The 22,805-nt window shown below is 42.8% G+C and carries 21 protein-coding genes and 3 pseudogenes; 11 read left to right on the forward strand and 13 right to left on the reverse strand.

From position 1 onward, the window contains the following. Positions 1-168 precede the first annotated feature (168 nt). Complete coding sequence (locus V7K48_RS26610) at positions 169-507, reverse strand: hypothetical protein (protein ID WP_335076947.1); 339 nt, start codon at positions 505-507, stop codon at positions 169-171. Positions 508-896: 389 nt separating this feature from the next. On the opposite strand from V7K48_RS26610, the gene V7K48_RS26615 reads away from it, so the two are divergent. After that, on the forward strand, positions 897-1,331 hold the full coding sequence (locus V7K48_RS26615) for a hypothetical protein (RefSeq protein ID WP_335076949.1): 435 nt from the start codon (positions 897-899) through the stop codon (positions 1,329-1,331). A 42-nt stretch (positions 1,332-1,373) separates the two neighbouring features. On the opposite strand, the gene V7K48_RS26620 is transcribed toward V7K48_RS26615, so the two are convergent. From V7K48_RS26620 to petB, 7 genes and pseudogenes are all read right to left on the reverse strand, one after another. Beyond that, entirely contained in the window at positions 1,374-1,733 is a 360-nt protein-coding gene (locus tag V7K48_RS26620) for a hypothetical protein (protein ID WP_335076951.1), read from the reverse strand. Positions 1,734-1,801: 68 nt separating this feature from the next. Next, positions 1,802-2,983 (reverse strand): glycosyltransferase family 4 protein, encoded by a 1,182-nt coding sequence (locus tag V7K48_RS26625; RefSeq protein ID WP_335076953.1) that lies wholly within the window; start codon positions 2,981-2,983, stop codon positions 1,802-1,804. 176 nt (positions 2,984-3,159) lie between these two features. After that, positions 3,160-3,378: pseudogene (locus tag V7K48_RS26630) on the reverse strand (hypothetical protein); the annotation flags it as partial. A 678-nt stretch (positions 3,379-4,056) separates the two neighbouring features. After that, the gene (locus V7K48_RS26635; RefSeq protein ID WP_335076955.1) at positions 4,057-4,500 is read right to left on the reverse strand and encodes an ATP-binding protein; all 444 of its coding nucleotides are present in this window, start codon (positions 4,498-4,500) and stop codon (positions 4,057-4,059) included. A gap of 160 nt (positions 4,501-4,660) precedes the next feature. Beyond that, complete coding sequence (locus tag V7K48_RS26640) at positions 4,661-4,897, reverse strand: hypothetical protein (RefSeq protein ID WP_335076957.1); 237 nt, start codon at positions 4,895-4,897, stop codon at positions 4,661-4,663. A gap of 449 nt (positions 4,898-5,346) precedes the next feature. Then, a complete protein-coding gene (gene petD, locus V7K48_RS26645) occupies positions 5,347-5,829 on the reverse strand; it encodes a cytochrome b6-f complex subunit IV (protein ID WP_335076959.1) in 483 nt (160 codons plus the stop codon). Positions 5,830-6,090: 261 nt separating this feature from the next. After that, positions 6,091-6,738, reverse strand: a complete 648-nt coding sequence (gene petB / locus V7K48_RS26650) for a cytochrome b6 (protein WP_334970679.1) — start codon at positions 6,736-6,738, stop codon at positions 6,091-6,093. A gap of 607 nt (positions 6,739-7,345) precedes the next feature. Between petB and ctpA the strand changes: the two genes are divergently transcribed. Then, positions 7,346-8,590 (forward strand): carboxyl-terminal processing protease CtpA, encoded by a 1,245-nt coding sequence (gene ctpA, locus V7K48_RS26655; protein WP_335076961.1) that lies wholly within the window; start codon positions 7,346-7,348, stop codon positions 8,588-8,590. A 236-nt stretch (positions 8,591-8,826) separates the two neighbouring features. Next, a complete protein-coding gene (gene aroQ / locus V7K48_RS26660; RefSeq protein ID WP_335076963.1) occupies positions 8,827-9,507 on the forward strand; it encodes a gamma subclass chorismate mutase AroQ in 681 nt (226 codons plus the stop codon). Positions 9,508-9,558: 51 nt separating this feature from the next. Here aroQ and V7K48_RS26665 read toward each other — a convergent pair whose 3' ends face one another. Beyond that, positions 9,559-9,891, reverse strand: coding sequence for a sensor histidine kinase (locus V7K48_RS26665; protein WP_335076966.1), 333 nt, complete (start codon positions 9,889-9,891; stop codon positions 9,559-9,561). Positions 9,892-10,071: 180 nt separating this feature from the next. Then, positions 10,072-11,010, reverse strand: a pseudogene (locus V7K48_RS26670) (serine/threonine protein kinase); the annotation flags it as partial. Positions 11,011-11,086: 76 nt separating this feature from the next. On the opposite strand from V7K48_RS26670, the gene V7K48_RS26675 reads away from it, so the two are divergent. After that, positions 11,087-11,242, forward strand: a complete 156-nt coding sequence (locus V7K48_RS26675; RefSeq protein WP_335076968.1) for a hypothetical protein — start codon at positions 11,087-11,089, stop codon at positions 11,240-11,242. A 225-nt stretch (positions 11,243-11,467) separates the two neighbouring features. Then, positions 11,468-13,147, forward strand: a complete 1,680-nt coding sequence (locus tag V7K48_RS26680; protein WP_335076970.1) for a PAS domain-containing sensor histidine kinase — start codon at positions 11,468-11,470, stop codon at positions 13,145-13,147. Between the two features lie 58 nt (positions 13,148-13,205). Here V7K48_RS26680 and V7K48_RS26685 read toward each other — a convergent pair. Next, a pseudogene (locus tag V7K48_RS26685) lies at positions 13,206-13,367 on the reverse strand (IS982 family transposase); the annotation flags it as partial. 114 nt (positions 13,368-13,481) lie between these two features. Continuing rightward, a complete protein-coding gene (locus tag V7K48_RS26690; RefSeq protein WP_335076972.1) occupies positions 13,482-14,198 on the reverse strand; it encodes an MBL fold metallo-hydrolase in 717 nt (238 codons plus the stop codon). 193 nt (positions 14,199-14,391) lie between these two features. On the opposite strand from V7K48_RS26690, the gene V7K48_RS26695 reads away from it, so the two are divergent. From V7K48_RS26695 to V7K48_RS26720, 6 genes are all read left to right on the forward strand, one after another. Further along, positions 14,392-15,912: a site-2 protease family protein gene (locus tag V7K48_RS26695; protein ID WP_335077168.1), complete on the forward strand. Its 1,521-nt coding sequence runs from the start codon at positions 14,392-14,394 to the stop codon at positions 15,910-15,912. 547 nt (positions 15,913-16,459) lie between these two features. After that, positions 16,460-17,773, forward strand: a complete 1,314-nt coding sequence (locus tag V7K48_RS26700) for an ABC transporter substrate-binding protein (RefSeq protein ID WP_335076974.1) — start codon at positions 16,460-16,462, stop codon at positions 17,771-17,773. A 161-nt stretch (positions 17,774-17,934) separates the two neighbouring features. Beyond that, on the forward strand, positions 17,935-18,846 hold the full coding sequence (locus V7K48_RS26705; protein ID WP_335076976.1) for a carbohydrate ABC transporter permease: 912 nt from the start codon (positions 17,935-17,937) through the stop codon (positions 18,844-18,846). Positions 18,847-18,849: 3 nt separating this feature from the next. After that, positions 18,850-19,713: a carbohydrate ABC transporter permease gene (locus tag V7K48_RS26710; RefSeq protein ID WP_335076980.1), complete on the forward strand. Its 864-nt coding sequence runs from the start codon at positions 18,850-18,852 to the stop codon at positions 19,711-19,713. An 8-nt stretch (positions 19,714-19,721) separates the two neighbouring features. Beyond that, the gene (locus V7K48_RS26715) at positions 19,722-20,822 is read left to right on the forward strand and encodes an ABC transporter ATP-binding protein (RefSeq protein WP_335076982.1); all 1,101 of its coding nucleotides are present in this window, start codon (positions 19,722-19,724) and stop codon (positions 20,820-20,822) included. A 56-nt stretch (positions 20,823-20,878) separates the two neighbouring features. Next, complete coding sequence (locus V7K48_RS26720; protein ID WP_335076984.1) at positions 20,879-21,580, forward strand: SDR family NAD(P)-dependent oxidoreductase; 702 nt, start codon at positions 20,879-20,881, stop codon at positions 21,578-21,580. Between the two features lie 194 nt (positions 21,581-21,774). Here the strand turns inward: V7K48_RS26720 and V7K48_RS26725 are convergent, their stop codons facing one another. Further along, positions 21,775-22,182 (reverse strand): hypothetical protein, encoded by a 408-nt coding sequence (locus V7K48_RS26725; RefSeq protein WP_335076986.1) that lies wholly within the window; start codon positions 22,180-22,182, stop codon positions 21,775-21,777. Positions 22,183-22,805: the final 623 nt, after the last annotated feature.

A 22,805-nucleotide genomic window follows, 5' to 3' on the forward strand; every position in this document is an offset into this window, starting at 1 on the left:
TTGATATTATTTCTTTGCCGCGATCGGCACAATTAAAATAGACTAAGCTAATCGGCAAAAAGAAAAGCATGTTGAAATAGAATTTAGGAGTCATAAGTCAGGAGCCGTTTGTATTCTGGCTCCTGACCTGATCACAACGGGCAGAGTGCCAAGTAAATGCATATCAACTTATTGCTTGCGTTGAAAGCTACTAGACACAAAAAATTTGTATCCAACATACACCAACGCTGCCAAAAGCGCCAGAGTGATTACAGATGCAATCAGTTTAAACACTGTTTGCAGCATTACCAAGGCTACTAGCACGGTCACACCCGAAACTACCAGCTTTTTCGCCCCAGATAAGCCGTTGAACCAAATCTGAAATCGCTCCAGTTGCAAGTTCAATTTGGCAAAAACAGACTGAGGCGTTTGTTTTTGTGGTTGTGGAACCACCCCTGGTGGGGAATTAATCTCTGTCTCTAGCTGATCAAGGCGACGCTGTAAGTCTTCTTCTGGTTGAGGATTCATCAATCTTTTCTACCTCAGTTAGCACACTTGTTCGACAACAGACCAACCAAATTCTATTTTTGGTGGTTGTCTTAGTGATTTTAGCTAATGTCTGTGCGTGCAAGAACTTTCTGGGCAGATAAAATTTATTATGATGATTTTTAGAATACTAGCGTGTTAGGGATTGAAGTACGGAATGTCGGATAAAATATTTTGGTGCAAAAGCAACACCGAACATAGATAATTTGCACGATTAATAGTCTCTACACCCATCAAATCTTCACAATAATCCTTAACTGAATAGTATTGCTTTATACGACCGCTTTTGGAACCAAGACGGATTACTGCCGTCTATTAAATCAGACTAAATAACAACATTGCTCTAGAAAAAATCTGGAGCATTAATTAAAATGAAAACGCTTAGGCTACTTGCAATTGTTCCCACAGCTTTGGCGATGAGTTTGGTTTTCACTGAGGCTAATTTGGCACAAACATCAACAATCCAAGTGAATCGGAATTTCCAACCAGATCCACTAGTTTTAAAGGGAAAGTCTGGGGGAACTGTCAAAAGTAACTGTGGCAATATTACCACTGAACCCAATCAAGTTATCCAGGTTACAGAGTCACTACCTTATTTGCGATTAACAGTAGAAAGCCAAGGGAAGCCAACACTGTTGATCAACGGGCCAGGGGGGCGCTTTTGTGTAATGGCAGATAGCTACTCTGGAGGTAAGCCAGAAGTTTCTGGTTTCTGGCAGCCAGGACAATACTTGGTGCATGTCGGCGAACTATCCAAACGACAATCTAGCTACACCCTCTCAATCTCGCAAAGAAATAGTCATTAGTCATTTGTCCTTTGTTAATGACTAATAACTAATGACCAATAACTAATCTTCCAGTGATTTGGCAGAAACTTCGACAGCAGTGACATCAATTGTGCCTTCTGGTGTGAAGCGCTGGAAATGACTATTTTGTACTAACAGCGACTCCCCACAGTTAGGACACTGCAACTGACTGTTATTTAAACCTGTAAATTCATATCGACAGACGGGACACTGATCAGCAACTAAGTTACGTTGCAGCCACCAACGAAAGCCAAAAAAAGCCGCAATGGGTGCCAACAACAGTAACCCGAAAATAATTACCAACCAACCCAAGCCCAATGATGCCAGCAACCAAATAACTGCCAGCAGGGTGAGCCAAGGGCGGAGATTTAAAAGATTTAATTGAAATGACTTAAAGCTCATTTTTTAAATTTCGTCCTGCTCTCCTTCTAGGATAGCGATTTTAGTCATTTGTCATTAGTCATTTGGACTCAAATGGAATTGATTACTGAGGATAGAAGCATTTTTTGCAAGTGCTGTTGAAAGGCATCCATGCCAAACAGAGCGATCGCCTGTTCTTGCAGCCACTCTCGATCACAACGCTGGTCATCCCCTTGAAGCATTTCTATACAAGCTGCTGCTACAGCATCAGGACTGCGGTGTGGTACTCGCCATCCCAGTTTACCATCCTGCAAGGGGTCAGCGGAGCCATCGTCGTCACCGGATAACACCGGTACTCCACAAGCCATTGCCTCCAGATAAACAATGCCAAAGCCTTCTTGCGAAGGCATAATATAGGCATCAGCAAGGCGGTAATGTTCCATTAATTTTTCTGTAGCAACGAAACCAGCAAAGACAACGCGATCGCTCACACCTAAATTTTTTGCAAGTTTAGCTAATCGCGGTTGGTCATCACCGCGACCAATTACCAAATATTTGACTTCTGGGAAAACTTCAGCGATTTGTGGTAATGCCCGAATCGTTACATCTACACCCTTGTAAATATCTCCTGACCATAACCGTGCTACTGTCATTAACACCTTAGCACCAATTAAACCATACTTATTGACTAATTCTGGCTGCTTGGAACCAGGAGTAAATTTATCCCCATCAATTGTACAAGGCATCATCTGTACCATTTTCGGGTTTAGACCATTAGCAACACAAGCGCGATCGCGGCTGTAGTGACTAATTGTCCAAATTCTATCTGCTGATGTCAGAGCGCGACGTTCTTGATTTTTCAGCGGTTCCCAGACTTCTTTGCCGTAAGTTAGCACGGTGTAAGGAATCCCCAAGGGCTGGCAAAGAGTTTGGATTAATACTGCTAAGTTAATATGACCGCAGAAAACTTGCTGCGGACGGCTTTGTAATAGACACTTAAGTAAAGCTGCTGCCATTTGCAGTCTCCCCAAATAGGGAGACTGATTTTTAAAGTAATGAAATTTTAAGTTCTCCTCTTCAAACGGGTTTAAGCTATCTGGACTATCTCGCAGTAAAAAGACTTCTGCCTTGTAGGCTTGGCTCAATCCCAGATAGGCGCGAAAAATATCTTTTATATATGATTGAATACCACCTTCGTGGGCAAAAATTTCTAAAAACACGAAGACATGGTTAGTTTTTTTGTTAACTTTATCACCTAACTTTAAGTTTTCTGTCACTGTAGTGATGTGCATGTTAGGTTATTTACACTTGCAGTAAGGGCGCGATGCCTGTGGCAAGGACTTCATCCAACGCACCGCTTTGTAACCGCTCTAAATCTGTTTTTACCATTTAATTTCTAAAAGTTCCTCAAAGCTGACTTGGGGTTCCCGGCCAAGGTTTCTTTTAGCTTGACTGGGGTTAGCTACTAGTTGTAAATTTCTTGGGGACGCAGCTGTTCAACTGCTGTCAACAGCCTCGGATTATCCCTCAAGTTAACCGGAAAAATTTTTACCTGATTTGCCAGTGTTCCCAGTTTTGCCAAATTAGGTTGTCGATGTGGGGATACTAATCTTACAGCTCAGTAACCCCGGTTAAGGAGCAAATAGCTGAGATATAGCAATCCTAAATGAGTTGTAAAAATGAACAAACTGCCAAGTCACCAAGAACGCCTTCTCTGCGAGAGGCTCCGCCAACGCGAAGCGTCTCGAAGAGAAGAAAAAAAAGAGAAGTTTTCACATATGATTTAGGACTGCTATAGTAGCCATCTTGACCAGTAATTCCAGTAATTAGGGCTGTCTTAGTTATATGTCTTCTATTCCCCTATCTCTTTAAGCACCAAGTGGTACTTGTTGGAGAACAAAAAATAAGGCTCTCAACACTGCTGACAAATCTTAACAAGGGAGCTGGTGTAACTCGAATGCTATCTTTACTGTATCCACTAATTCTTTTTATACAACAATATTCTTTGAGGCTTGACAAAAAAATCATCATAAGTAAGCAATTTAACGTAAAAAATATATGACTCAAATCCAAATAATATTGAAAAAGGAGTATGCTTTTGTAAATCAAATAACTATATATTTGAGCAAAGACTCATTTTGCTCGCGCTTCTGTTTTGCAGTGAGTGACTCAACTTTGGACAAAATCTCCGTCCCTGGCGCGGCGACTATGGGAAAAGTTTTGTTGATCGTACTTTTTAAGTATAATCAAGCTACGCGTAGCGTCTCGTAGAGAAGACAAGCCTTCCACGTTGCTGCTACTCCTTAGCTACACTCCACCTTTGCTCAAAACCCCAAATTGGCATCAGAAGTATTTTTACCTTCCTTTACTTTTGTACTTCTACAGAGTATTTGACGATGAGGAGGCAATTTCTACCATCTGCACCACGTTCGTATATAACACGGTCAGCCAACCGCCGCAGGAGAAACCATCCATAGCCGCCTACTTGCAGCGTACCTGGCTCTGGCTCTGCGATCGCATCAGGATTGAAAGGCTTTCCATAATCCCAAATTCTAATCTCTAGTCGGTCAATCCACAGATAAACCTTAATTTCAATGGTTGTTTCTGGCGGTAAAGCATGATGAGCGTGACGAACAGCGTTGGTAAAGCCTTCTGCTAATGCTAAATTGAGGCGATCAAGTTGGGTTTTTGACCAGCCAAGTTGAGATAAATGTTGCAAACAAAATTGCTCGAACCATTCTTGCACCTGGTTTAGGAGACTGAGTTCGCTCTTAACCGTCAAATGGTCTTGCTCCACTATACTAAGCATTAACTGTGACTTAAATATAAGTAAACCCAAGTTGCTAGTTATTAAGTTTTGCGAATAGCGCCAAATTTCTCTGACATAGAAAAATCTCAATTGAGGTATTCTGTGTACCAAAATACAAAACATCAACTATTTTGGCATTACGAGGGTTGTAACTAGCAACTTACGTTAAGTTAAGTGAAGAATGTTTGTATTTGGTGACTTTTGGTGATTTGAGATTTTGGAATAGCTTTTCAATCCAAAACTTAAAATCCAAAATCCAAGCTGGACTATTAAAAAAGAATCCAGAACTCAGCAATATTTTAGTGAAGGATTTAGCGGAAAGTCGGAGGGCGGCTACCCTACGGGAACGCCTAAAGGCAAAGCGCCGTAGACGCTTCTTCGGCTTGTCGTCAGACATCTGTTAGCGCCACCTGTTCGACGCAGTGAAAAGTGTATTGCGTCATTTCCCGCCATTGGTGAAGCCTCTTCGACTGTGTGTAGCGTCACTTTTCAACACAGACGCACCACTAAATTGTTTTGCAGCAAATTTTCAATTTAGCGGGGTGTTGTACCGTTTATTCAGGAGTCCTTCCCTACGCGTAGCTGGCTTTTGAGTAGGGGTACGGGTGACGCTGAAAGACTTGAAGAGGCCGCGCTATCGCCCTTGACTACTTGCTACAACTTTGGTTATATGAGTAACACAGTAGCTCCCCTTGGCTGATGACTCGTTGGCGCAGCCCAAGGTAGAGAAGAGGCTAGGCTAAGGATTCTTTGTTGTTAAAATTGACGCCTGTAGGTTTCTTCCAAAAGCACATTTGCATATGCTCTTGAAACTCACAGGCGTCAAAGCACTTTCTGGTGACTAATTTAGAATAGTCCCAAGGTCAAAGATTTGTCCAATGGTAAGGCAGCACCAATACCCAGCCACAGAGTGACAAGAGTACCAAAAAGGAATACTGTGGTTGCAACTGGACGGCGGAAGGGGTTTTGGAATTTATTGACGTTCTCAATAAAGGGAACGAGAATCAGCCCCAGTGGTACGGAACCCATTGCTAACACTCCTAAAAGTTTGTTAGGAAGCGATCGCAAAATCTGGAAGACTGGATACAAGTACCACTCTGGCAAAATTTCCAATGGTGTAGCAAAAGGATTTGCTGGTTCACCGGTCATAGCGGGGTCTAGCACAGCTAGAGCCACAATCGCAGCGAACGAACCCATGATCACGATTGGAAAGACGTAAAGTAGGTCATTAGGCCAAGCGGGTTCACCATAGTAGTTGTGACCCATGCCTTTAGCGAGTTTGGCTCTTAACTGAGGATCGCTCAGGTCAGGTTTTTTTTGTGTTGACATTTTTAAATGTGCTCTCCTGCTTAGTTAAATTAAAGCATTTGTGAAAGCTATCAGCTACTAGGCAACCCTAACAGGCGGTTAACAGCGTTTCGTTTGTTTATCTACGGTCAGCCGCCTGAAGGGTCTCTACAGCTTTTGGCTTCAGATACAAGTGTTTGTTTTTGAGAACTTATGTGCAATTAATTTCTTGTGTTTCATAAGTTTAGAACAAACAACTTCATCTGAAAACTGATAAATGTTGCCTTTGGCTAATAGCTGAGATTACAAAGGACCGGAAATGCCTTGCTTGCGAATCATCAAGAAGTGAAACAGCATGAAGACTGCAATCAACCAAGGCAGCACAAAGGTGTGTGCGCTGTAGTAACGAGTTAGTGTTGCTTGACCAACACTCGAACCGCCGCGCAGCAGGTCGGAGATCAGAACACCAACCACGGGAATTGCTTCTGGTACGCCGCTAACAATTTTCACAGCCCAGTAGCCAACTTGGTCCCAAGGTAGGGAGTAGCCGGTGACTCCAAAGGAAACGGTAATCACAGCCAGGATGACACCACTTATCCAGGTCAATTCGCGGGGCTTTTTGAAACCACCAGTCAGGTAAACCCGGAAGGTGTGCAAAATCATCATCAATACCATCATGCTGGCAGACCAGCGATGGATAGAGCGAATTAGCCAGCCGAAGTTGACTTCATTCATGAGGTACTCCACTGAGGAGAAAGCTTCAGCGACTGTTGGCCTGTAGTAAAACGTCATGGCAAATCCAGTGGCAAACTGGATGAGAAAGCAAACCAGTGTAATTCCACCCAGGCAGTAAAAGATATTGACGTGGGGAGGGACGTACTTGCTAGTGACATCTTCAGCGAGCGCCTGAATTTCTAGGCGTTCCTCAAACCAGTCGGAAACGTTGGCCATACAATCTCAAGTCCCTAAGAATCGGTTGCGGTTGATAAATTCCGAAGTTCTGAATCGGCAGAAGCCCTTTTGGGTGACGTTCTCTACGAGACGCTGCGCGAACGCAAGCTTGCTAACGCTTCGCTAACGCAGTCGCCTGCAAAGGAGCCAGCGCGGTCTTCTCCCAAAGGCAGAGGCTAGCGCCTGCCGTAGGATGCCCGAAGGGCTGTAGGAGGTTCCCCCCATGAGCGACTGGCGTTGGAAATCCTTTTGCAGCACTGTCTTCCCGTCGCTCAGACTTCTCTCCCAATTAGCAATTTTGGGATTTTAGTAAAGGGGAGTCTTTTGGAAAGCTTGTGAGCTCTCAGCGTGCTAAGAGACTTCAGAAACTTTACACTCTGTAAAGACGGAATATATTGCGATCTCTTTAGGCCCCTACACAGAAAATGGTGGACACAAAGTAGATTTTATCTTTTGGTCAGTGGATACGATGCATCAGTTGACTGAACAACTTGATGAGAAAAATGCACCACTTCTATAAAAAAAGTAACATAATCGAGAGATAGATTTCATCAACAACAGGGCAACTGAGCATTTCTAGGCAATTTGGGTTGAGGTGGAATTGATAATGGGGTTCATGAACAAACAAGTCTTTCGGGTTGGATTTTCATTGCTAATGGCGTTTTGGTTGACGTTTGGTACGCTCACCCAGCCAGCGGTGGCTTTGACCACGGAACAAAAGCTGGTTTCGGAAGTTTGGCGAATTGTTAATCGCACTTATTTAGATGAGACGTTTAATCATCAAAACTGGGCGGTAGTCCGGCAAAAGGCTCTGGAAAAGCCGCTCACCGACTCAAATGCCACTTATACAGCAATTGGGAGGATGCTCAAGAGCCTCGACGATCCTTTTACCCGCTTTTTAGATCCGGAACAGTACCGCAGCTTACAGGTCAATACTTCTGGGGAACTGACTGGGGTAGGATTGCAAATTGCCCTGAACCCTGAGACTGGGAAGTTGGAAGTAGTTGCTCCGATAGCAGGTTCACCAGCAGATAAAGCGGGAATTAGACCACGCGATCGCATTCTCAAAATTGAAGGCATTTCTACAGAAAATCTTACCCTTGATGAAGCTGCGACCAGAATGCGTGGGCCGAGTGGCAGCCTTGTCACTCTCCTGATCGAACGGGACAAAGAGGCAGAAAAGGAAATTAGACTTATACGCGATCGCATTGCTCTTAACCCTGTGGTTTCAGAATTACGTGTTTCCACGGCAGATACGCCTATTGGCTACCTTCGCCTCACTCAATTCAATGCCAACGCCTCAACGGAATTGGCACACGCTATTTCTAGTCTAGAAAAAAAAGGCGCTGCTGCCTACATTCTGGATTTACGAAATAATCCTGGGGGGCTATTGCAATCAGGAATTGAAATCGCCCGTCTGTGGTTAGACTCTGGCACAATCGTCTACACTGTGAACCGACAAGGCATTCAAGGTAGTTTTGAAGCGTCTGGCCCAGCCCTGACGAACGATCCTCTGGTAATTTTGGTGAATCAAGGAACTGCTAGTGCGAGTGAGATTCTCGCTGGCGCACTCCAAGATAATGGTCGGGCCCAGTTGGTAGGCGAAACCACCTTCGGAAAGGGTCTAATTCAATCCTTATTTGAATTATCAGATGGTTCGGGCTTGGCAGTTACAATTGCTAAGTATGAAACTCCTCAACACCGGGATATTAACAAACTAGGTATTAAACCGGATCAAGTGATTTCCCAAGATCCAATTAACCGCGAAGAAATTGGAACAGCAGCGGATCTGCAATATCAAGCAGCAGTGGAACTTTTGGTTAAAAACTCGGTGTTGACGCCAAAGACGTAAAAAGTTAGGAGTTTAGAGTTTGGAGAGACGCGATTAATCGTGTCTGTACAGGAGTTTGGAGTTCGCCTTGTTCCCAGTCAGAGACTGGGAATGACCGAATAAATTGTGATCCGATAGCTGCTGAACTTGCTTTTTGTCAGTAACTATGAGATATTTTGTCTGAGATTGAAAATACTGTATTCCTGTGGAATTAATGGAAATTACTGCTAAGTAGCAGAGTGTACAAACTTTTTGACATGAATTTAAGTTTTTTCAGAAAGCATCCACTGTTGTTTGCCATAATAATTTTCTTTGGGCTTTTTTTTCGTAGTACAGTAGTTGCTGCCAACTTAAAATTATATTTCGCAGCTCAAAACTCTGGGTCAGTACAATCAGCAAATCCTCAAGCTATTACGATCGCAGATCAACAACTACCTGTAGATAAATTACTAAAATTGATCCAGCAGCGATTAATAATTGCACATGATGTAGCCCGGTGGAAATGGAATCACAAACGTCCTATTGAGGATTTAAAGCGCGAACAAGAGTTACTATCAAAGGTTAGGCAACAAGCAACAAGCCATAGTCTAGAACCCGATAGAGTTGCAAGATTTTTTAAAGCGCAAATAGAAGCAGGAAAACTCATCCAAACAGTTGATTTTCAAAACTGGCAAAAGCAAGGCATTAAATCTTTTCCTAACGTGCCAGACTTAAATCAGACATTGCGACCATCGTTAGATAAATTAAACACAGAACTTGTCTTTGCTTTAACAGAACTGACTCCTGTTCTAGGTTGTCCGCAGATATGGGAATTAATTCAGTCACGTTCCCAGGTGATTATTCAGGGAGATGGTATTGATCAGCAAGTGCAGAGCCTAGCAATTTCACCCCTGCGGCAATTTCAAAGCGCTTCTTGCAAAGTAGATAACTTCCATTGATTGGGCTAGCAACAAATTATTTTTATCCGACAACAACTGCGATTTTCTCGCTTATGTCGATAACAGTAGCCGAATCGCAAATTCAGTTCCTTCGCCAAGTTGAGAATTCACTGCGATTGCTTTGCCATGTTTTTCCACAATAAGTTGACGGACGATCGCTAATCCTAAACCTGTACCATTACCAACAGCTTTCGTCGTAAATAAATGGTCAAATATCTTTTGTTTTACCTCTTCAGTCATCCCCTGATCATTGTCAATAATGCTAATTTTTACACCTTCATTTTCTACTGATGTTTTAATTATCAGGTTAGGATTAATCTGAATTTCCTCAAAACTTCGAGATGGTAAAAGCTTGGGAATAAAAATTAGTCCTGATACTGCCATTAAATACAGCTTGATTTGGCCAATATAATTGAGCGCAATTGAATAATTGCCCCATGAGTAAGCTAGCAGCAGTTTGCCAATGTAACCTATAGTGATCGCACTTGCGCTACATCACACTGCCAAAAACCTGCCTCCCAATCCACCATTGGCAACATCACCAAATGCGTCCAGTAACGTCTACACTTGTAATTCCCGTCCGTAGAGTTTTTCTCTGATCAGAAAGCGATCGCTGATATCGCGCTGTCCCAAATCAAACCAGGTGTGCTTGCCTGTTTCTCGCCACTGTTCTAAGCAGATCACTAAATCATATTTCAGTCCTAGTACACTCTGATAGCGGTCTTCAGCATTCTTCGCCATCAGCTTGCGGACAATCTCACCTAGCATCAAGGGCAAATCGGGGTTGAGATCGCAGACAAAGGGTGGAAGCTTTGCAATGTGGCAATGCACCAACTCCATCGGGTCATCGGACTCAAAGGGCAGTTCTTCACTCAAGAGTTCAAAGAAAGTCACACCTAATGAATAGAAATCGCTGCGGTAGTCAATGCCCCGGTTCACCCGTCCGGTTTGCTCTGGTGACAGATATGCTAGCGTTCCCTCCAGTCCGTTGGGACTTTGGATCTCTTGGGTTTCTCGTGGTAGGAGTGAGGCAATACTGAAGTCAATCAGCTTGATTTGTTTCGTGTTCGGGTGAATCAAGATGTTGGCTGGTTTAATATCTTTGTGAATGACGCGCTGTTGATGTAACTGGTGTAGTGTGTCTAGCAGTTGCAGAGCAATGGCAAGGAATTGCTCTAAAGTTAATCGTCGTTCTTGGGTAAATTCCCGCAAAGAAATGCCACCAAAGTCTTCCATGACTAAAGCATAGCCGTTGCGATGGGCTTCTAAGTTGTAGGGCTTAATGATGCAGGGAATATCTAGGTTTTTAGTGATCGTATATTGGTTACGAAACTGTACTAGTTCACTGAAGGTAGGGTATTCTCGTTTTAAGAGCTTGATCACAACTGGTAGGCGATCGCATTCTCGTACTGCCCGATACACTTGGGTGTGAGAACCTGAATAAAGTTGCTCTATGATTTGGTAGCCAGCGATCCTTAAAGTTCGATCAACTTTTGCGCTCATAACTTTTACCAAGAATTCCTGTGTACTAAGGTTAGAATTCCCAGGAAAATATCTTGGTTAACAAACGTTATAAAACTTGCATTCGGGATTGGGGGCAGGAAGTACCCTGAGTAGATGTGGCGATCGCTTTTTGAAAACCACCAAAAATAAACCCGGTCGCTACAAGAGACGCTACGACGCTTGTAGCATCGTCAGGGCGGAAGGCGACGTGGTGAATAGTGAAACGGGGTAGTATGTTCGGATTGGCCCGATCATTTGCATTCTCTCCACTTGCAATATGGCGATTAAACTTATAAAAACTTAAATGTTAATTTTTTAGTACTTAAGGGAATACTAACTAAAGTTGTGTAAGGCTGACTATTTTCCTTTTATAGGAACAAAAAAAGAGTATTTAGAATGCACAATAGTTAATAATTTGGCTATGCCCTTTATTTATTAGTTTAAGTAGTAAATTAATATGGTAAATTTGGTAAACGAGCAAGTTCAAGAAGCTTTATTTCGCCTTGCAGCAATTGTAGAGTCATCTGAAGATGCTATTATCAGCAAAACCTTGGATGGAGTAATTATTAGCTGGAATTTTGGGGCAGAAAGACTGTTCGGTTATAAAGAACAAGAAGCGATCGGTCAACGTGTGACAATGCTGATTCCTAGCGATCGGATGAACGAAGAAGCCGAAATTATTCAGAAAGTGAAACTTGGAGAACGAGTTGAACACTTTGAGACCGTGCGTCAACGCAAAGATGGGACACTGATTGATATCTCGCTAACAATTTCTCCAATTAAAGATACAACAGGCAGAATCATTGGTGTCTCCAAAATTGCTCGTGATATCAGTACTAGTAAACAAGTTGAAAAAGCTTTATTTCGCCTTGCGGCAATTGTAGAGTCATCTGAAGATGCTATTATCAGCAAAACCTTGGATGGAGTAATTGTTAGCTGGAATTTTGGCGCAGAAAGACTGTTCGGTTATAAAGAACAAGAAGCGATCGGTCAACGTGTGACAATGCTTCTTCCTAGTGATCGGATGAACGAAGAAACCCAAATTATTCAGAAAATGAAACTTGGAGAACGAGTTGAACACTTTGAGACCGTGCGTCAACGCAAAGATGGAACACTGATTGATATCTCGCTAACAATTTCTCCAATTAAAGATACAAAAGGCAGAATCATTGGTGTCTCCAAAATTGCTCGTGATATCAGTACTTCTAAACAAGTTGAAAGAGCTTTGCTAGAGTCAGAAGCCCTATTGCAGCAGAAAGCAACTGAACTAGAAACCACTTTACTTGAATTGAAGCGAACGCAAATTCAACTAATACAAAATGAGAAAATGTCTAGTTTGGGGCAGTTAGTCGCTGGGGTAGCGCATGAAATTAATAACCCAGTGAACTTTATCTATGCTAACCTCAAGCCTGCCAATGACTATACTCTAGACCTATTAAGACTGCTGCGGTTGTATCAAAAGTATTATCCCAGCCCTTTACCAGAAATCCAGGAGGAAGGAAAGGAAATTGACCTAGATTTCCTAGTAGAAGATTTACCCAAGTTATTTTCTTCAATGGAAGTTGGAGCAGTCCGGATTCAAACGATTGTGCGATCTTTACGGAACTTCTCCCGTATGGACGAAGCTGAGATAAAACAAGTCAACATTCATGAGGGCATTGAGAGTACGTTGATGCTTTTGCAGCATCGCCTGAAAGGCAAGTCTAACTGGGAAATTAAATTGGTTAAAAATTATGGCAACCTGCCGTTGGTTGAGTGCAAACCTTCTCAATTGAACCAGGTGTTTATGAATATTATTTGCAATGCAATTGATGCCCTCGAAGAACGAGATCAACAGCGCACGTTTGAGGAAATTGAGCAACAGCCGAGTCAAATTCTGATTTCTACTCAAATGCTTGATTCACATCTGGTACAGATTCAGATTGCAGATAACGGTCTTGGTATCCCAAAAATCGTTCAAGAAAAATTGTTTAACCCATTCTTTACCACTAAATCAGTTGGTCAAGGGACTGGATTGGGGTTGTCGATCAGCTATCAGATTGTGACTAAGAAGCATAATGGCTCATTGCGGTGCCATTCCATACCCGGTCAGAAAACCGAGTTTGTGATTGAGATCCCGATTCGACAGACTATTTAAACAATATTTCAGAAATGTTAGGTATCTAATCTTACTTTAACGTGAGTTCGGGTTAAGATTAGGTGGCAGAAAGCAAATTGTAACTGATGGCGATCGCAGGCTTCTTAGGTTGGTGACAGTAGGCGATTAAGCCGCAGACGATGTTGACCAAGCAATTGACAGGCGATCGGTGGCGAGAATGCTCAATCTGGAAGATATTCTTGAACTGATCAATAAGTGAGTACGGAGAAAGCAAGCCTTCACACTCCCTGAATCCTCCCTCACCACTACTTAACCTTTCTTGGTTTTGCCAGTTGGCGTTTTACTAGTGTTTATCGTAATGCTCATTTAATGCTCAAAGTGTAGAAATCAGTTTTTGAAGAGCTGAGATACAAGCATTATAGTCTATGACACGCTTGCCTCTAAGAAAGCCTGTATTAGCTCCGGGACAAATGTAGCGGAGAGTTTCTGGTGTAAAAGTCTCTAACAATAATCGCAGACTCTGAATTTGCCTGGGCCAGTGAAAGGTTTTCGCTGTGCGTAACGGTACTGCTTGACCCTGCTGGTTAGGGACTAAATGGCGACCAGAAAACAGTATACCTCCAAGTTCATTGTAGTAGAGGCAAGATGAGCCGGGAGAATGACCTGGTGTCCAAATCACTTGTGTTGCAGCATCGAGAGTAAATTCCTGCCTAAAGGTAGTTACGGTTAAGCCTGGTAATAAATAAGCTTCTTGCTCTTGAATCAGCACCTTGCAGCCAAAGGTTTGCTGAATTTCAGCGGTCTTGCCAATAGCGCCTCGATGGGTGATAAATAACCAACCCACACCTCCATGCGCTGCTAAAAAATCTTGATTTGTTTGGTCTAAGGCAGGGCAATCTATGAGGATATTGCCTTCATTTCTTACAATAAAATAAGAGGTTCCTCCTAATGTGTCCCGATTGGGTGGAAAGGCAAAAATGCTCTCTTGTGCGAAGTCCGATTGCAGAGAACTTCCGCTAGGAACTTCGTCAAGGAAGACAGCCCGTGGTGGCTTAGTTGTATGACTTGGCACTTCAGGTAGAGAACACATGATAAAAGAGCCGAAACTGAGGAGTTGTGGACAATGTGGTTACAGTGTGGAAATTCTCAAGAATTGAAACTTGAGCGTTAACCAACATTGTTAACCATTGTGAATAAAATTGGGGTTTCAAATCTGCCTTGTAGTTAATGCTATGGTGCTGAAGCTACTGGTGGGGCGTTTTGTCAAAATTACTGAAGATAACATGGCATTTTGGTTTCTGTTTATCCTCCTACTGGGGCTAGCTACTTATCTAATGGTGCAGCACAGCGTCGCTCAGATCACCCGGACGCCAGTATGGTTGTTGTGGCTGGTTTTAATGACACCAGCATTTCTGCTGAGTGGATGGACGCTGATCTACAGCACGAAACAACCTCCGCCGCCAGGGCTGATCATTTGGTCGTTATTTGTCTGCACAGTGTTGTACTGGACGTTGTTTCAATGGGGGCGTCGAGTCCCAAGAAATACACAGACCGAAGCCCAAGCTCAAGCCTCAGAATCACAGCCGACTATCAAGCCTACCGCAGAACCAATAGCGCGTCCTATTGAGCCAACGGAAGAAACCCAACTGCGAAATTGTTTTCCTTGGTCTGTATACTACGTTCAAAATATTGAGTATCGACCACAAGCTGTGATTTGCCGTGGTCAGTTGCGAACTAAAGCCAGCAATGCCTACCAGCAGATTAAGACTAATATTGAAGCACAATTTGGCGATCGCTTCGTGCTGATCTTTCAAGAAGGTTTCAATGGCCAACCTTTCTTTGTGCTGGTTCCCAATACTCAAGCTGCCAAACAGACAAATACACCACGACGCAACCAGGAACAGTTAACTAGACCAGGATTAGCGCTTCTACTACTAGCAGCTACTTTGGTAACTACTACCTTGGTGGGAGTGCAAAATGCTGGTGTTTCTCTTCCCCCTATCTGGGAAATTAGCTCTTTGTTCAAACTTCTATTTAGCCCAGATGTCCTATTCAAAGGATTGCCTTATGCTTTAGGACTGATGACTATTTTGGGTATTCACGAACTTGGGCATTATTTGACAGCTAAATTTTACAAGATTCGCTCGACGTTACCTTACTTTATTCCCGTGCCTTTCTTCTTGGGAACTTTTGGCGCATTTATTCAGATGCGTAGTCCTATTCCCAACCGCAAAGCTTTATTTGATATTAGTATCGCTGGTCCAATTGCAGGTTTTGTTGTTACCTTGCCATTACTAATATGGGGCTTGGCTCATTCTGACGTGGTTTCCCTGACTGAAAAAACCCGATTTTTGAATCTTGATGCCCTTAATCCCAAGTATTCAATTTTACTGGCACTACTCTCGAAGTTAGCCTTAGGAAGTCACTTAACAGCAAAATCAGCCCTTGACTTGCACCCAGTTGCAGTAGCCGGTTTTCTGGGACTAGTTGTCACGGCCTTAAATTTAATGCCTGTGGGACAACTAGATGGAGGTCACATTGTCCATGCGATGTTTGGACAACGAACTGCGATCGTAATTGGTCAAATTGCTCGCGTGCTGTTACTATTACTTTCTTTAGTTCGGGAAGAATTTTTGTTGTGGGCGATTATCTTATTATTTATGCCATTGATTGATGAACCTGCACTGAACGATGTTACTGAATTGGATAACGGACGTGACATTTGGGGATTACTAGCAATTGCTTTGTTAATTGTAATTGTTCTGCCATTACCGCAGGCGATCGCTAACTTTTTGCAAATCTAAAAAGGCTGAGGACAGAGATAGCAAAGTCTCTAAATTTTCTTTTGTTCCAACTTTTAAATTAACCATTGGTTGGGATTTTTTATTTAAATTATAAACAGTATTAAACAATAGCTTTCTTTTAGGAGCAATTTGGAAAGCTGCGATCGCTGGGATGATTTCAAAGCAAAAATATGCTGCAATTATGGCATTTTCAGCACTGGCTATGGTTTATCCTGGTTTTTTGATAGCGCTTTAATCAGCATTTTATATAAGACTAGAACCGCAAAGCGGAAGTCAAAAGTTACTCATTCAAAATAAATACAACAGCGTAAACGTTTCGTTGATTTGAAATGGGTTGTTTATTTCCGCCACGCTGTACTAGGACTTACGCATTGACAGAATAACAAAATAGTGAATTGATAAATATAGGTTATCTACTTTTTAGGTATTGGACAAACAGCGCCATACTTATCAAGGCAGAATCATAGTTACGCCTCACAAACAGGCTGTACAGTTGCCTTCAAAGATAACTATATAATTATTACCACTAGTGATCGCTACATTGATAATGTTGTATCAAAACCCAATAAACAAGTTGCAAAAATTTATCCAAAAACAAAGTTTTTTACATATAGGGATTTTTCTGTCAATTCTGTTAGGAATCATATTGTTCAATTGGGTAGCACTCTCGCAACGAGCAGTTACCCTTAATATGTTAATTACTGCTCCTGATGCCCAACCTTGGAAGCAGGGTTTGATTAGAGACTTTGAGGCTGAGAACCCAGGTATTCGCATTAACTTAGTTGAGGGGCCAAATGCTACAAATTTGCTCGAAGACCTGTACACCTCATCTTTTATCTTAGGTGAATCCCCTTATGATTTGGTGAATATGGACGTGATCTGGACGCCCAAGTTTGCTGCTGCTGGATGGTTGCTACCCCTAGACGATCGCATTTCCAAGCAGGAGTTGGCAGCATTTTCACCCAAGGATGTAGAAGGCGGACGTTACCAGAACAAGCTGTACCGCATTCCCGTGCGTTCCGACGTGGGAATGCTCTACTACCGCGAAGATTTAATCAAAGAAGCAGGATTGAAACCGCCAGAAACCTTTGAGGATTTGATCCGAATATCCCTTGCCTTACAGAAGAAAGACCAGGTGAATTGGGGCTATGTTTGGCAGGGACGCCAATATGAAGGACTCGTAGCAATGTTTGTGGAAGTCCTTAATGGCTTTGGTGGCTTCTGGGTTAATCCCGAAACCTTCGAGGTTGGGCTGGATCGACCAGAAACATTACAGGCTGTTGAGTTTTTGCGTAGTACCGTCAGCCAGGGCGTTTCTCCTGGTGGAGTCACAACCTATCAGGAAGAAGACACCCGGCGCTTGTTCCAAAGTGGTCAAGTAGCGTTTTTACGTAGCTGGCCCTATGCATGGCCTTTAGCCCAAGCAAAGAATTCGCCAATCCAAGGCAAAATTGCAATTAAACCGATGGTTCATGCTCCTGGTAAAACTGGTGCAGCTTGTTTAGGAGGCTGGGGTATAGGGATTGCTAAATCTTCTAAACATCCCCAAGAAGCTTGGAAAGCAATTCGGTACTTTACCAGTCGGGAGGCACAGCGCCGATTCATATTGAGTGCAGGCTACGTTCCAAGTCGCCGGGATTTATTTACAGACCCAGAGATTGTTGCCAAATATCCTCACTATCCGCAGTTACTGGAGGTTGTGGACAATGCAGTTTTACGTTCGCCGATCGCGCAATATGACCAAACATCAGATATTTTGCAGCGTTATCTCAGCGCTGCGCTATCCGGTCGGATAAATCCGGAACGAGCAATGCAAGCTGCTGCTAATGAAACGCGCCGACTGCTAGGAACTAAGGACTAGTACCGCAAGGCGGAAGTCAAAAGTTAAAAGTCAAAAGTCAAAAATATTATGGAATAAGAATAAGCTCTTTAGGGCTTTTCAATGGTCTGCTTATTTACGCCGTGCTGTACTAGGGAACTGGGAAGATGGGAAAATGACAAATGACTATTGATTCTTGACTAATGACTAATCTGCATCCACTCCGAAGCCGGGAACAACGGACTGCTTGGATCTTACTAACACCAGCATTATTGCTGTTGTTGTTTGTATTTGCCTACCCGATTTTACGAGCATTCTGGTTAAGTGTATTTACTAGAAATTTGGGAACGGAACTACAACCCGTATTCTCTGGTTTGGAAAATTATGTGCGGATGGCAGGGGATGGTCGTTTCTGGCAGAGTTTGTGGGCGACGACCGTGTTCACAACAGCATCCGTGCTTTCAGAATTACTGCTAGGACTGGGGATTGCCCTAGTTCTCAATCAGGCGTTTTTTGGAAGGGGTGTAGTGCGAACAACTGCCATTCTACCTTGGGCTTTGCCTACCGCTCTGATTGGTCTGGCATGGGCTTGGATTTTTAACGACCAGTTTGGGATTGTAAACGACATTCTGCGGCGGTTAGGGCTGATTAAAACTGGAATTAACTGGTTAGGAGATCCAACTCTGGCGATGAGCGCAGCGATCTTTGCTGATGTTTGGAAAACTACACCCTTTATCAGTATTCTGCTATTGGCTGGCTTGCAGTCGATATCAGCAGACCTCTACGAAGCCTACTCTGTCGATGGGGCAAATCCTTGGCAAAGCTTCCGCAATATTACCCTGCCACTGCTGCTGCCACAAATCTTAATTGCAGTCCTATTTCGATTTGCTCAAGCTTTCGGGATTTTCGACTTGATTGCTGTGATGACCGGGGGTGGCCCTGGTGGTGCAACTGAAGTGGTGTCGCTATACATCTATTCCACGGTGATGCGCTACTTAGATTTTGGTTATGGAGCAGCTCTGGTAGTAGTGACATTTCTAATATTAATTGCTGCGGTAGCGATCGCTAGTTTCTTGCTTAATAGATACCGTGCCAAAACACCAGGAGCTATTTAACCCATGAGTTCAACTCCACAACCAACAGCAAAAACCAGATTTTCTCTGAAAAAAATCCTGCTGTTAATAGCAGTTGCATTAGTAATGTTATTCAGCCTAGCGCCAGCCCTATGGCAATTACTGACCTCGTTTAAAGTTAACGAAGATATTGCCGCCGTTCCCACTGTTTATTTCCCGACGCGATTCACTTTTAGTCATTACATTGAGTTATTCACTCGTCGTCCATTTTGGCGCTACATCTTCAACAGTGCCTTTGTGTCGATTATTTCTACAGCTTTAGCTTTAGCGATCGGCGCACCCGCTGCCTATGCCCTGGCACGGTTACGCCCTTGGGGTGAACAAGCTATCCTCGCCAGCGTTCTGATGGTGACTTTATTTCCTGGAATTCTCTTGTTCCTGGGACTGTTAGAAATTATCCAAGCCCTCAGACTGGGCAACAACTATCTAGCGCTGATTATACCCTACACTGCCATCAATTTGCCCCTGACAATTCTAGTACTCAGAAGCTTTTTCCAACAATTACCTAAAGACTTAGAAGATTCTGCTAGGGTCGATGGCTACAACACCTTTCAACTACTGTGGCAAATCGTGCTGCCCATGACCCTTCCTGCCTTAGTGACTACTGGAATTCTCACCTTTATTTTTGCCTGGAACGAGTTTATTTTCGCTCTAACGTTTATGACCCGTGAAGAGATGAAGACGATTCCCGTTGCTGCTGCTCAGTTGGGTGGTGCGACAGTATTTGAAATTCCCTACGGTGCGATCGCCGCTGCTACTGTAGTCGGGACGTTACCCCTGGTTTTACTAGTTTTGTTTTTCCAGCGCCGGATTGTCCAAGGTCTTACCGCTGGTGCTGTCAAAGGATGAAAATCAAAATGGCTAAACTCGAACTCAAAAACTTGAATAAAACCTATACTTCCAAAGTCGTCCCTGTCAAAGACGTTAGCTTAACAGTAGATAACGATGAGTTTCTCACTTTACTTGGCCCTTCTGGCTGTGGCAAATCCACTGTTCTACGCATGATTGCAGGTCTTGAAGAACCTACCCGCGGTCAGATTAAAATCAATGAGGTGGATGTCACCTATAAGTCAGCAGGCGATCGCAACATCGCAATGGTATTTCAAAGTTATGCCCTCTATCCGCACATGACAGTGTACCAAAACCTCGCTTCTGGACTCAAGCTAAGAAAAGTACCACCTGTAGAAATTAAACAGCGAGTAGCAGAAGTGGCAAAAATTTTAGGACTAGAAGAGTTAATCAACCGCAAGCCTGGTCAAATGTCTGGAGGTCAACGACAGCGTGTTGCAGTTGGTCGTGCTTTAGTGCGTAATGCCAATGTGTACCTGCTAGATGAACCGTTAAGTAACTTGGATGCGCTGTTGCGGGAACGAGTCCGAGCCGACCTCAAGCAAATTTTTGCAGATCAAAAAGTCCCTGTGGTCTATGTTACCCATGACCAAACAGAAGCGATGACACTCTCCACGAAAGTAGCTTTGCTCAACGATGGCTATGTCCAGCAACTTGACCCGCCTGAACTCATCTATAACCATCCAGCTAATTTATTTGTGGCTGGATTTGTTGGTAGTCCTCAGATGAATTTGCTGACTCTATCTTGTCACGAACGATACGCCATCCTAGGGAACTTCCAAGTACCTCTGCCAGATATACCAACTATACCACCCCAGATTGTGCTAGGTATCCGCCCAGAAAATGTTCGCATTGCCCAACCAGGTGATACCCAAACTATCCAAGGACAAGTGTATCTAGTAGAAAACTTGGGTATGCACTATTTAGTGAGTGTCAGGGTTGAAGGTTCACAAACTGAAGCGATTACAGTACGTGCTTTGTTGCCAACAGACCAAAATTGGAATAACGAGGATATTACACTGACATTACCCCCTGAAGATATTCACTGGTTTGATGTTCAATCTGGCCATGCTCTTGTCAGAAGACAAATGTTAGGTATGAGCAGCTAGTAACCCTTTTCAATTACTTTAGGTAATAAGATAATAACTGGAGATAAAATATTGAGATGGAATCTACACAAGAGAAACGGGTATTAGTTACTGGTGGTAACCGAGGGATTGGATTTGCGATCGCCCAAGGTCTACTGACAAAAGACTATGAAGTGATTATTACTTCGCGCTCGCTTGATAACGCAAAACTTGCTGCCGAGAAACTACAAGGAAAGGTAATTCCCATCGAATTGGATGTCACTGACGATCGCTCTATTAATCAAGCAGTAAAAATCCTGCACCAGAAGATTGATCGGTTAGATGTTTTAATTAATAATGCAGGTGTGTATCCAGACAAGGATGTAAATATTCTTACCATTGACCGTGAGTTGCTCGATTCCACAATGAATGCCAACACATTTGGTACAATTCGGATGGTGCAGGCATTTTTACCCCTGTTGGAAAAATCTCCAAATGCCAAAGTTGTTAACGTTTCAAGCGGTTATGGAGCATTGTCAGGTTTGTCTGCCGATGTCCCAAGTTACTGCCTATCGAAGCTGGCATTAAATGGCGCAACAATCATGTTGGCACAAGCTTTACACTCAAAAGGAATTGTCATCAATTCCATTTGTCCAGGGTGGGTGAGAACAGATATGGGTGGATCATCAGCAACGCGAGAACCAGAACAAGGAGCCGACACTGCAATTTGGTTAGCTACTGATGCTCCACGCAGTATAAACGGTAAGTTTTTGCGCGATCGCCAAGTAATTTCTTTTTAACAGGCTTTTTGATCGCGATCATTTGCTTCGGTTTATTACTACGGTTAATAAACCTGCCTTTAACTTGATTGCTGGGGTTAATCTAAAATCTAAAAGCCTTTTTAAAGGAATAGCACAATAGAGGATGATAATGTGATTAGTGCGTCTTTTTGTTTTATCTTCACCACTTTACAGTGTCAAGTCAGTTCATAATTTTAGTCTATATAATCTGTTGGTATTTGCGAATCAACAGTGTTATCTGCAACTATTGGGCGGCTACCATCTACCTCTAAAGTATCTTCAATTTGAAAATTACTTTTAGCGATCGGACGTTGACCATCTATGTCAAGAATAGCCTCAACCTCGAAATCACTAGGGTCAATTGGACGTTTACCGTCTACAGTTAGCATATCATATTCTTGAAAAGCGCTCTTAGTAATCGGGCGTTGACCATCTATATTAATTGTTTTATCATCATAATCATTTTCATCCTTCCCAATTGGGCGCTGACCATCTATATTAATAATTTCTTTAATTTCAATATTACTCGGATCAACTGGACGCTGACCATCTATATTAATTGTTTTATTTGTCTGTATCAGTTCGTTAGATGATGAATCCATATCAGTTTCAGTCCTTCTTTTCTGCTTACCCAAATTATTTTTAGTATTATCAACTTCGTTTGTGTTATCCATATTTTCCATCCTGATTGTAAGACTATTTATTTACTACCAACATCACATTAAAAGTTGTTTGTCTTTAAGTAAAAGCTACTAAGAATTAGGTAGATACCAGAAATTATGATTTTTCTAACAAACAATTTCTTTATCTTAAATAGAATACTGAAGTATGAGCCAAAAATCCTCTATCACAGCACAGAATGTATCTATGACTTGAGAGGTATTTATGATTTCTCAGTGCTGATAAAATTCTCAGAAATATCTGTGTGCGGCTAGCTAGGCATTGAGGGGGTTAGTATCCATAGTTTCCCCAGGCATTTCCTCTGATGAGCGGTGCCAGAATACCATTGCGCCACATTCAGGAGATATCTAGACATCGGACTTTGGCAGCTTTGGAGGGTTATCTGGGTATGACCAAAAAGATACCCAAAAAATAATTAACACTGAGAACGAGGAAAACCTCTTCAAGCTGGGTTTTTAGGACTTTTACATTACCACCGTAGGTTTGGGACTGACAACAATAAATTATCCAATCTTGTCGGGTAGACCGAAAAGTCCGCCCTTGG

The sequence above is a fragment of the Nostoc sp. genome (genome assembly GCF_036919615.1).
In the GTDB taxonomy this organism is placed as follows: Bacteria; Cyanobacteriota; Cyanobacteriia; order Cyanobacteriales; family Nostocaceae; genus Nostoc.

Bases quoted from the DNA above. Each gene is read 5' to 3' on its own strand.
- V7K48_RS26625 (WP_335076953.1), bottom strand. From the start codon at position 2,983: ATGCACATCACTACAGTGACAGAAAACTTAAAGTTAGGTGATAAAGTT.
- aroQ (WP_335076963.1), top strand. From the start codon at position 8,827: ATGAATTTAAGTTTTTTCAGAAAGCATCCACTGTTGTTTGCCATAATA.
- V7K48_RS26635 (WP_335076955.1), bottom strand. From the start codon at position 4,500: ATGCTTAGTATAGTGGAGCAAGACCATTTGACGGTTAAGAGCGAACTC.
- V7K48_RS26705 (WP_335076976.1), top strand. From the start codon at position 17,935: ATGACTAATCTGCATCCACTCCGAAGCCGGGAACAACGGACTGCTTGG.
- petD (WP_335076959.1), bottom strand. From the start codon at position 5,829: ATGTCAACACAAAAAAAACCTGACCTGAGCGATCCTCAGTTAAGAGCC.
- V7K48_RS26710 (WP_335076980.1), top strand. From the start codon at position 18,850: ATGAGTTCAACTCCACAACCAACAGCAAAAACCAGATTTTCTCTGAAA.
- petB (WP_334970679.1), bottom strand. From the start codon at position 6,738: ATGGCCAACGTTTCCGACTGGTTTGAGGAACGCCTAGAAATTCAGGCG.
- V7K48_RS26615 (WP_335076949.1), top strand. From the start codon at position 897: ATGAAAACGCTTAGGCTACTTGCAATTGTTCCCACAGCTTTGGCGATG.
- V7K48_RS26725 (WP_335076986.1), bottom strand. From the start codon at position 22,182: ATGGATTCATCATCTAACGAACTGATACAGACAAATAAAACAATTAAT.
- V7K48_RS26695 (WP_335077168.1), top strand. From the start codon at position 14,392: ATGGCATTTTGGTTTCTGTTTATCCTCCTACTGGGGCTAGCTACTTAT.
- V7K48_RS26680 (WP_335076970.1), top strand. From the start codon at position 11,468: ATGGTAAATTTGGTAAACGAGCAAGTTCAAGAAGCTTTATTTCGCCTT.
- V7K48_RS26720 (WP_335076984.1), top strand. From the start codon at position 20,879: ATGGAATCTACACAAGAGAAACGGGTATTAGTTACTGGTGGTAACCGA.
- V7K48_RS26620 (WP_335076951.1), bottom strand. From the start codon at position 1,733: ATGAGCTTTAAGTCATTTCAATTAAATCTTTTAAATCTCCGCCCTTGG.
- V7K48_RS26610 (WP_335076947.1), bottom strand. From the start codon at position 507: ATGAATCCTCAACCAGAAGAAGACTTACAGCGTCGCCTTGATCAGCTA.
- V7K48_RS26690 (WP_335076972.1), bottom strand. From the start codon at position 14,198: ATGTGTTCTCTACCTGAAGTGCCAAGTCATACAACTAAGCCACCACGG.
- V7K48_RS26665 (WP_335076966.1), bottom strand. From the start codon at position 9,891: ATGGCAGTATCAGGACTAATTTTTATTCCCAAGCTTTTACCATCTCGA.
- ctpA (WP_335076961.1), top strand. From the start codon at position 7,346: ATGGGGTTCATGAACAAACAAGTCTTTCGGGTTGGATTTTCATTGCTA.
- V7K48_RS26715 (WP_335076982.1), top strand. From the start codon at position 19,722: ATGGCTAAACTCGAACTCAAAAACTTGAATAAAACCTATACTTCCAAA.
- V7K48_RS26700 (WP_335076974.1), top strand. From the start codon at position 16,460: ATGTTGTATCAAAACCCAATAAACAAGTTGCAAAAATTTATCCAAAAA.
- V7K48_RS26640 (WP_335076957.1), bottom strand. From the start codon at position 4,897: ATGTCTGACGACAAGCCGAAGAAGCGTCTACGGCGCTTTGCCTTTAGG.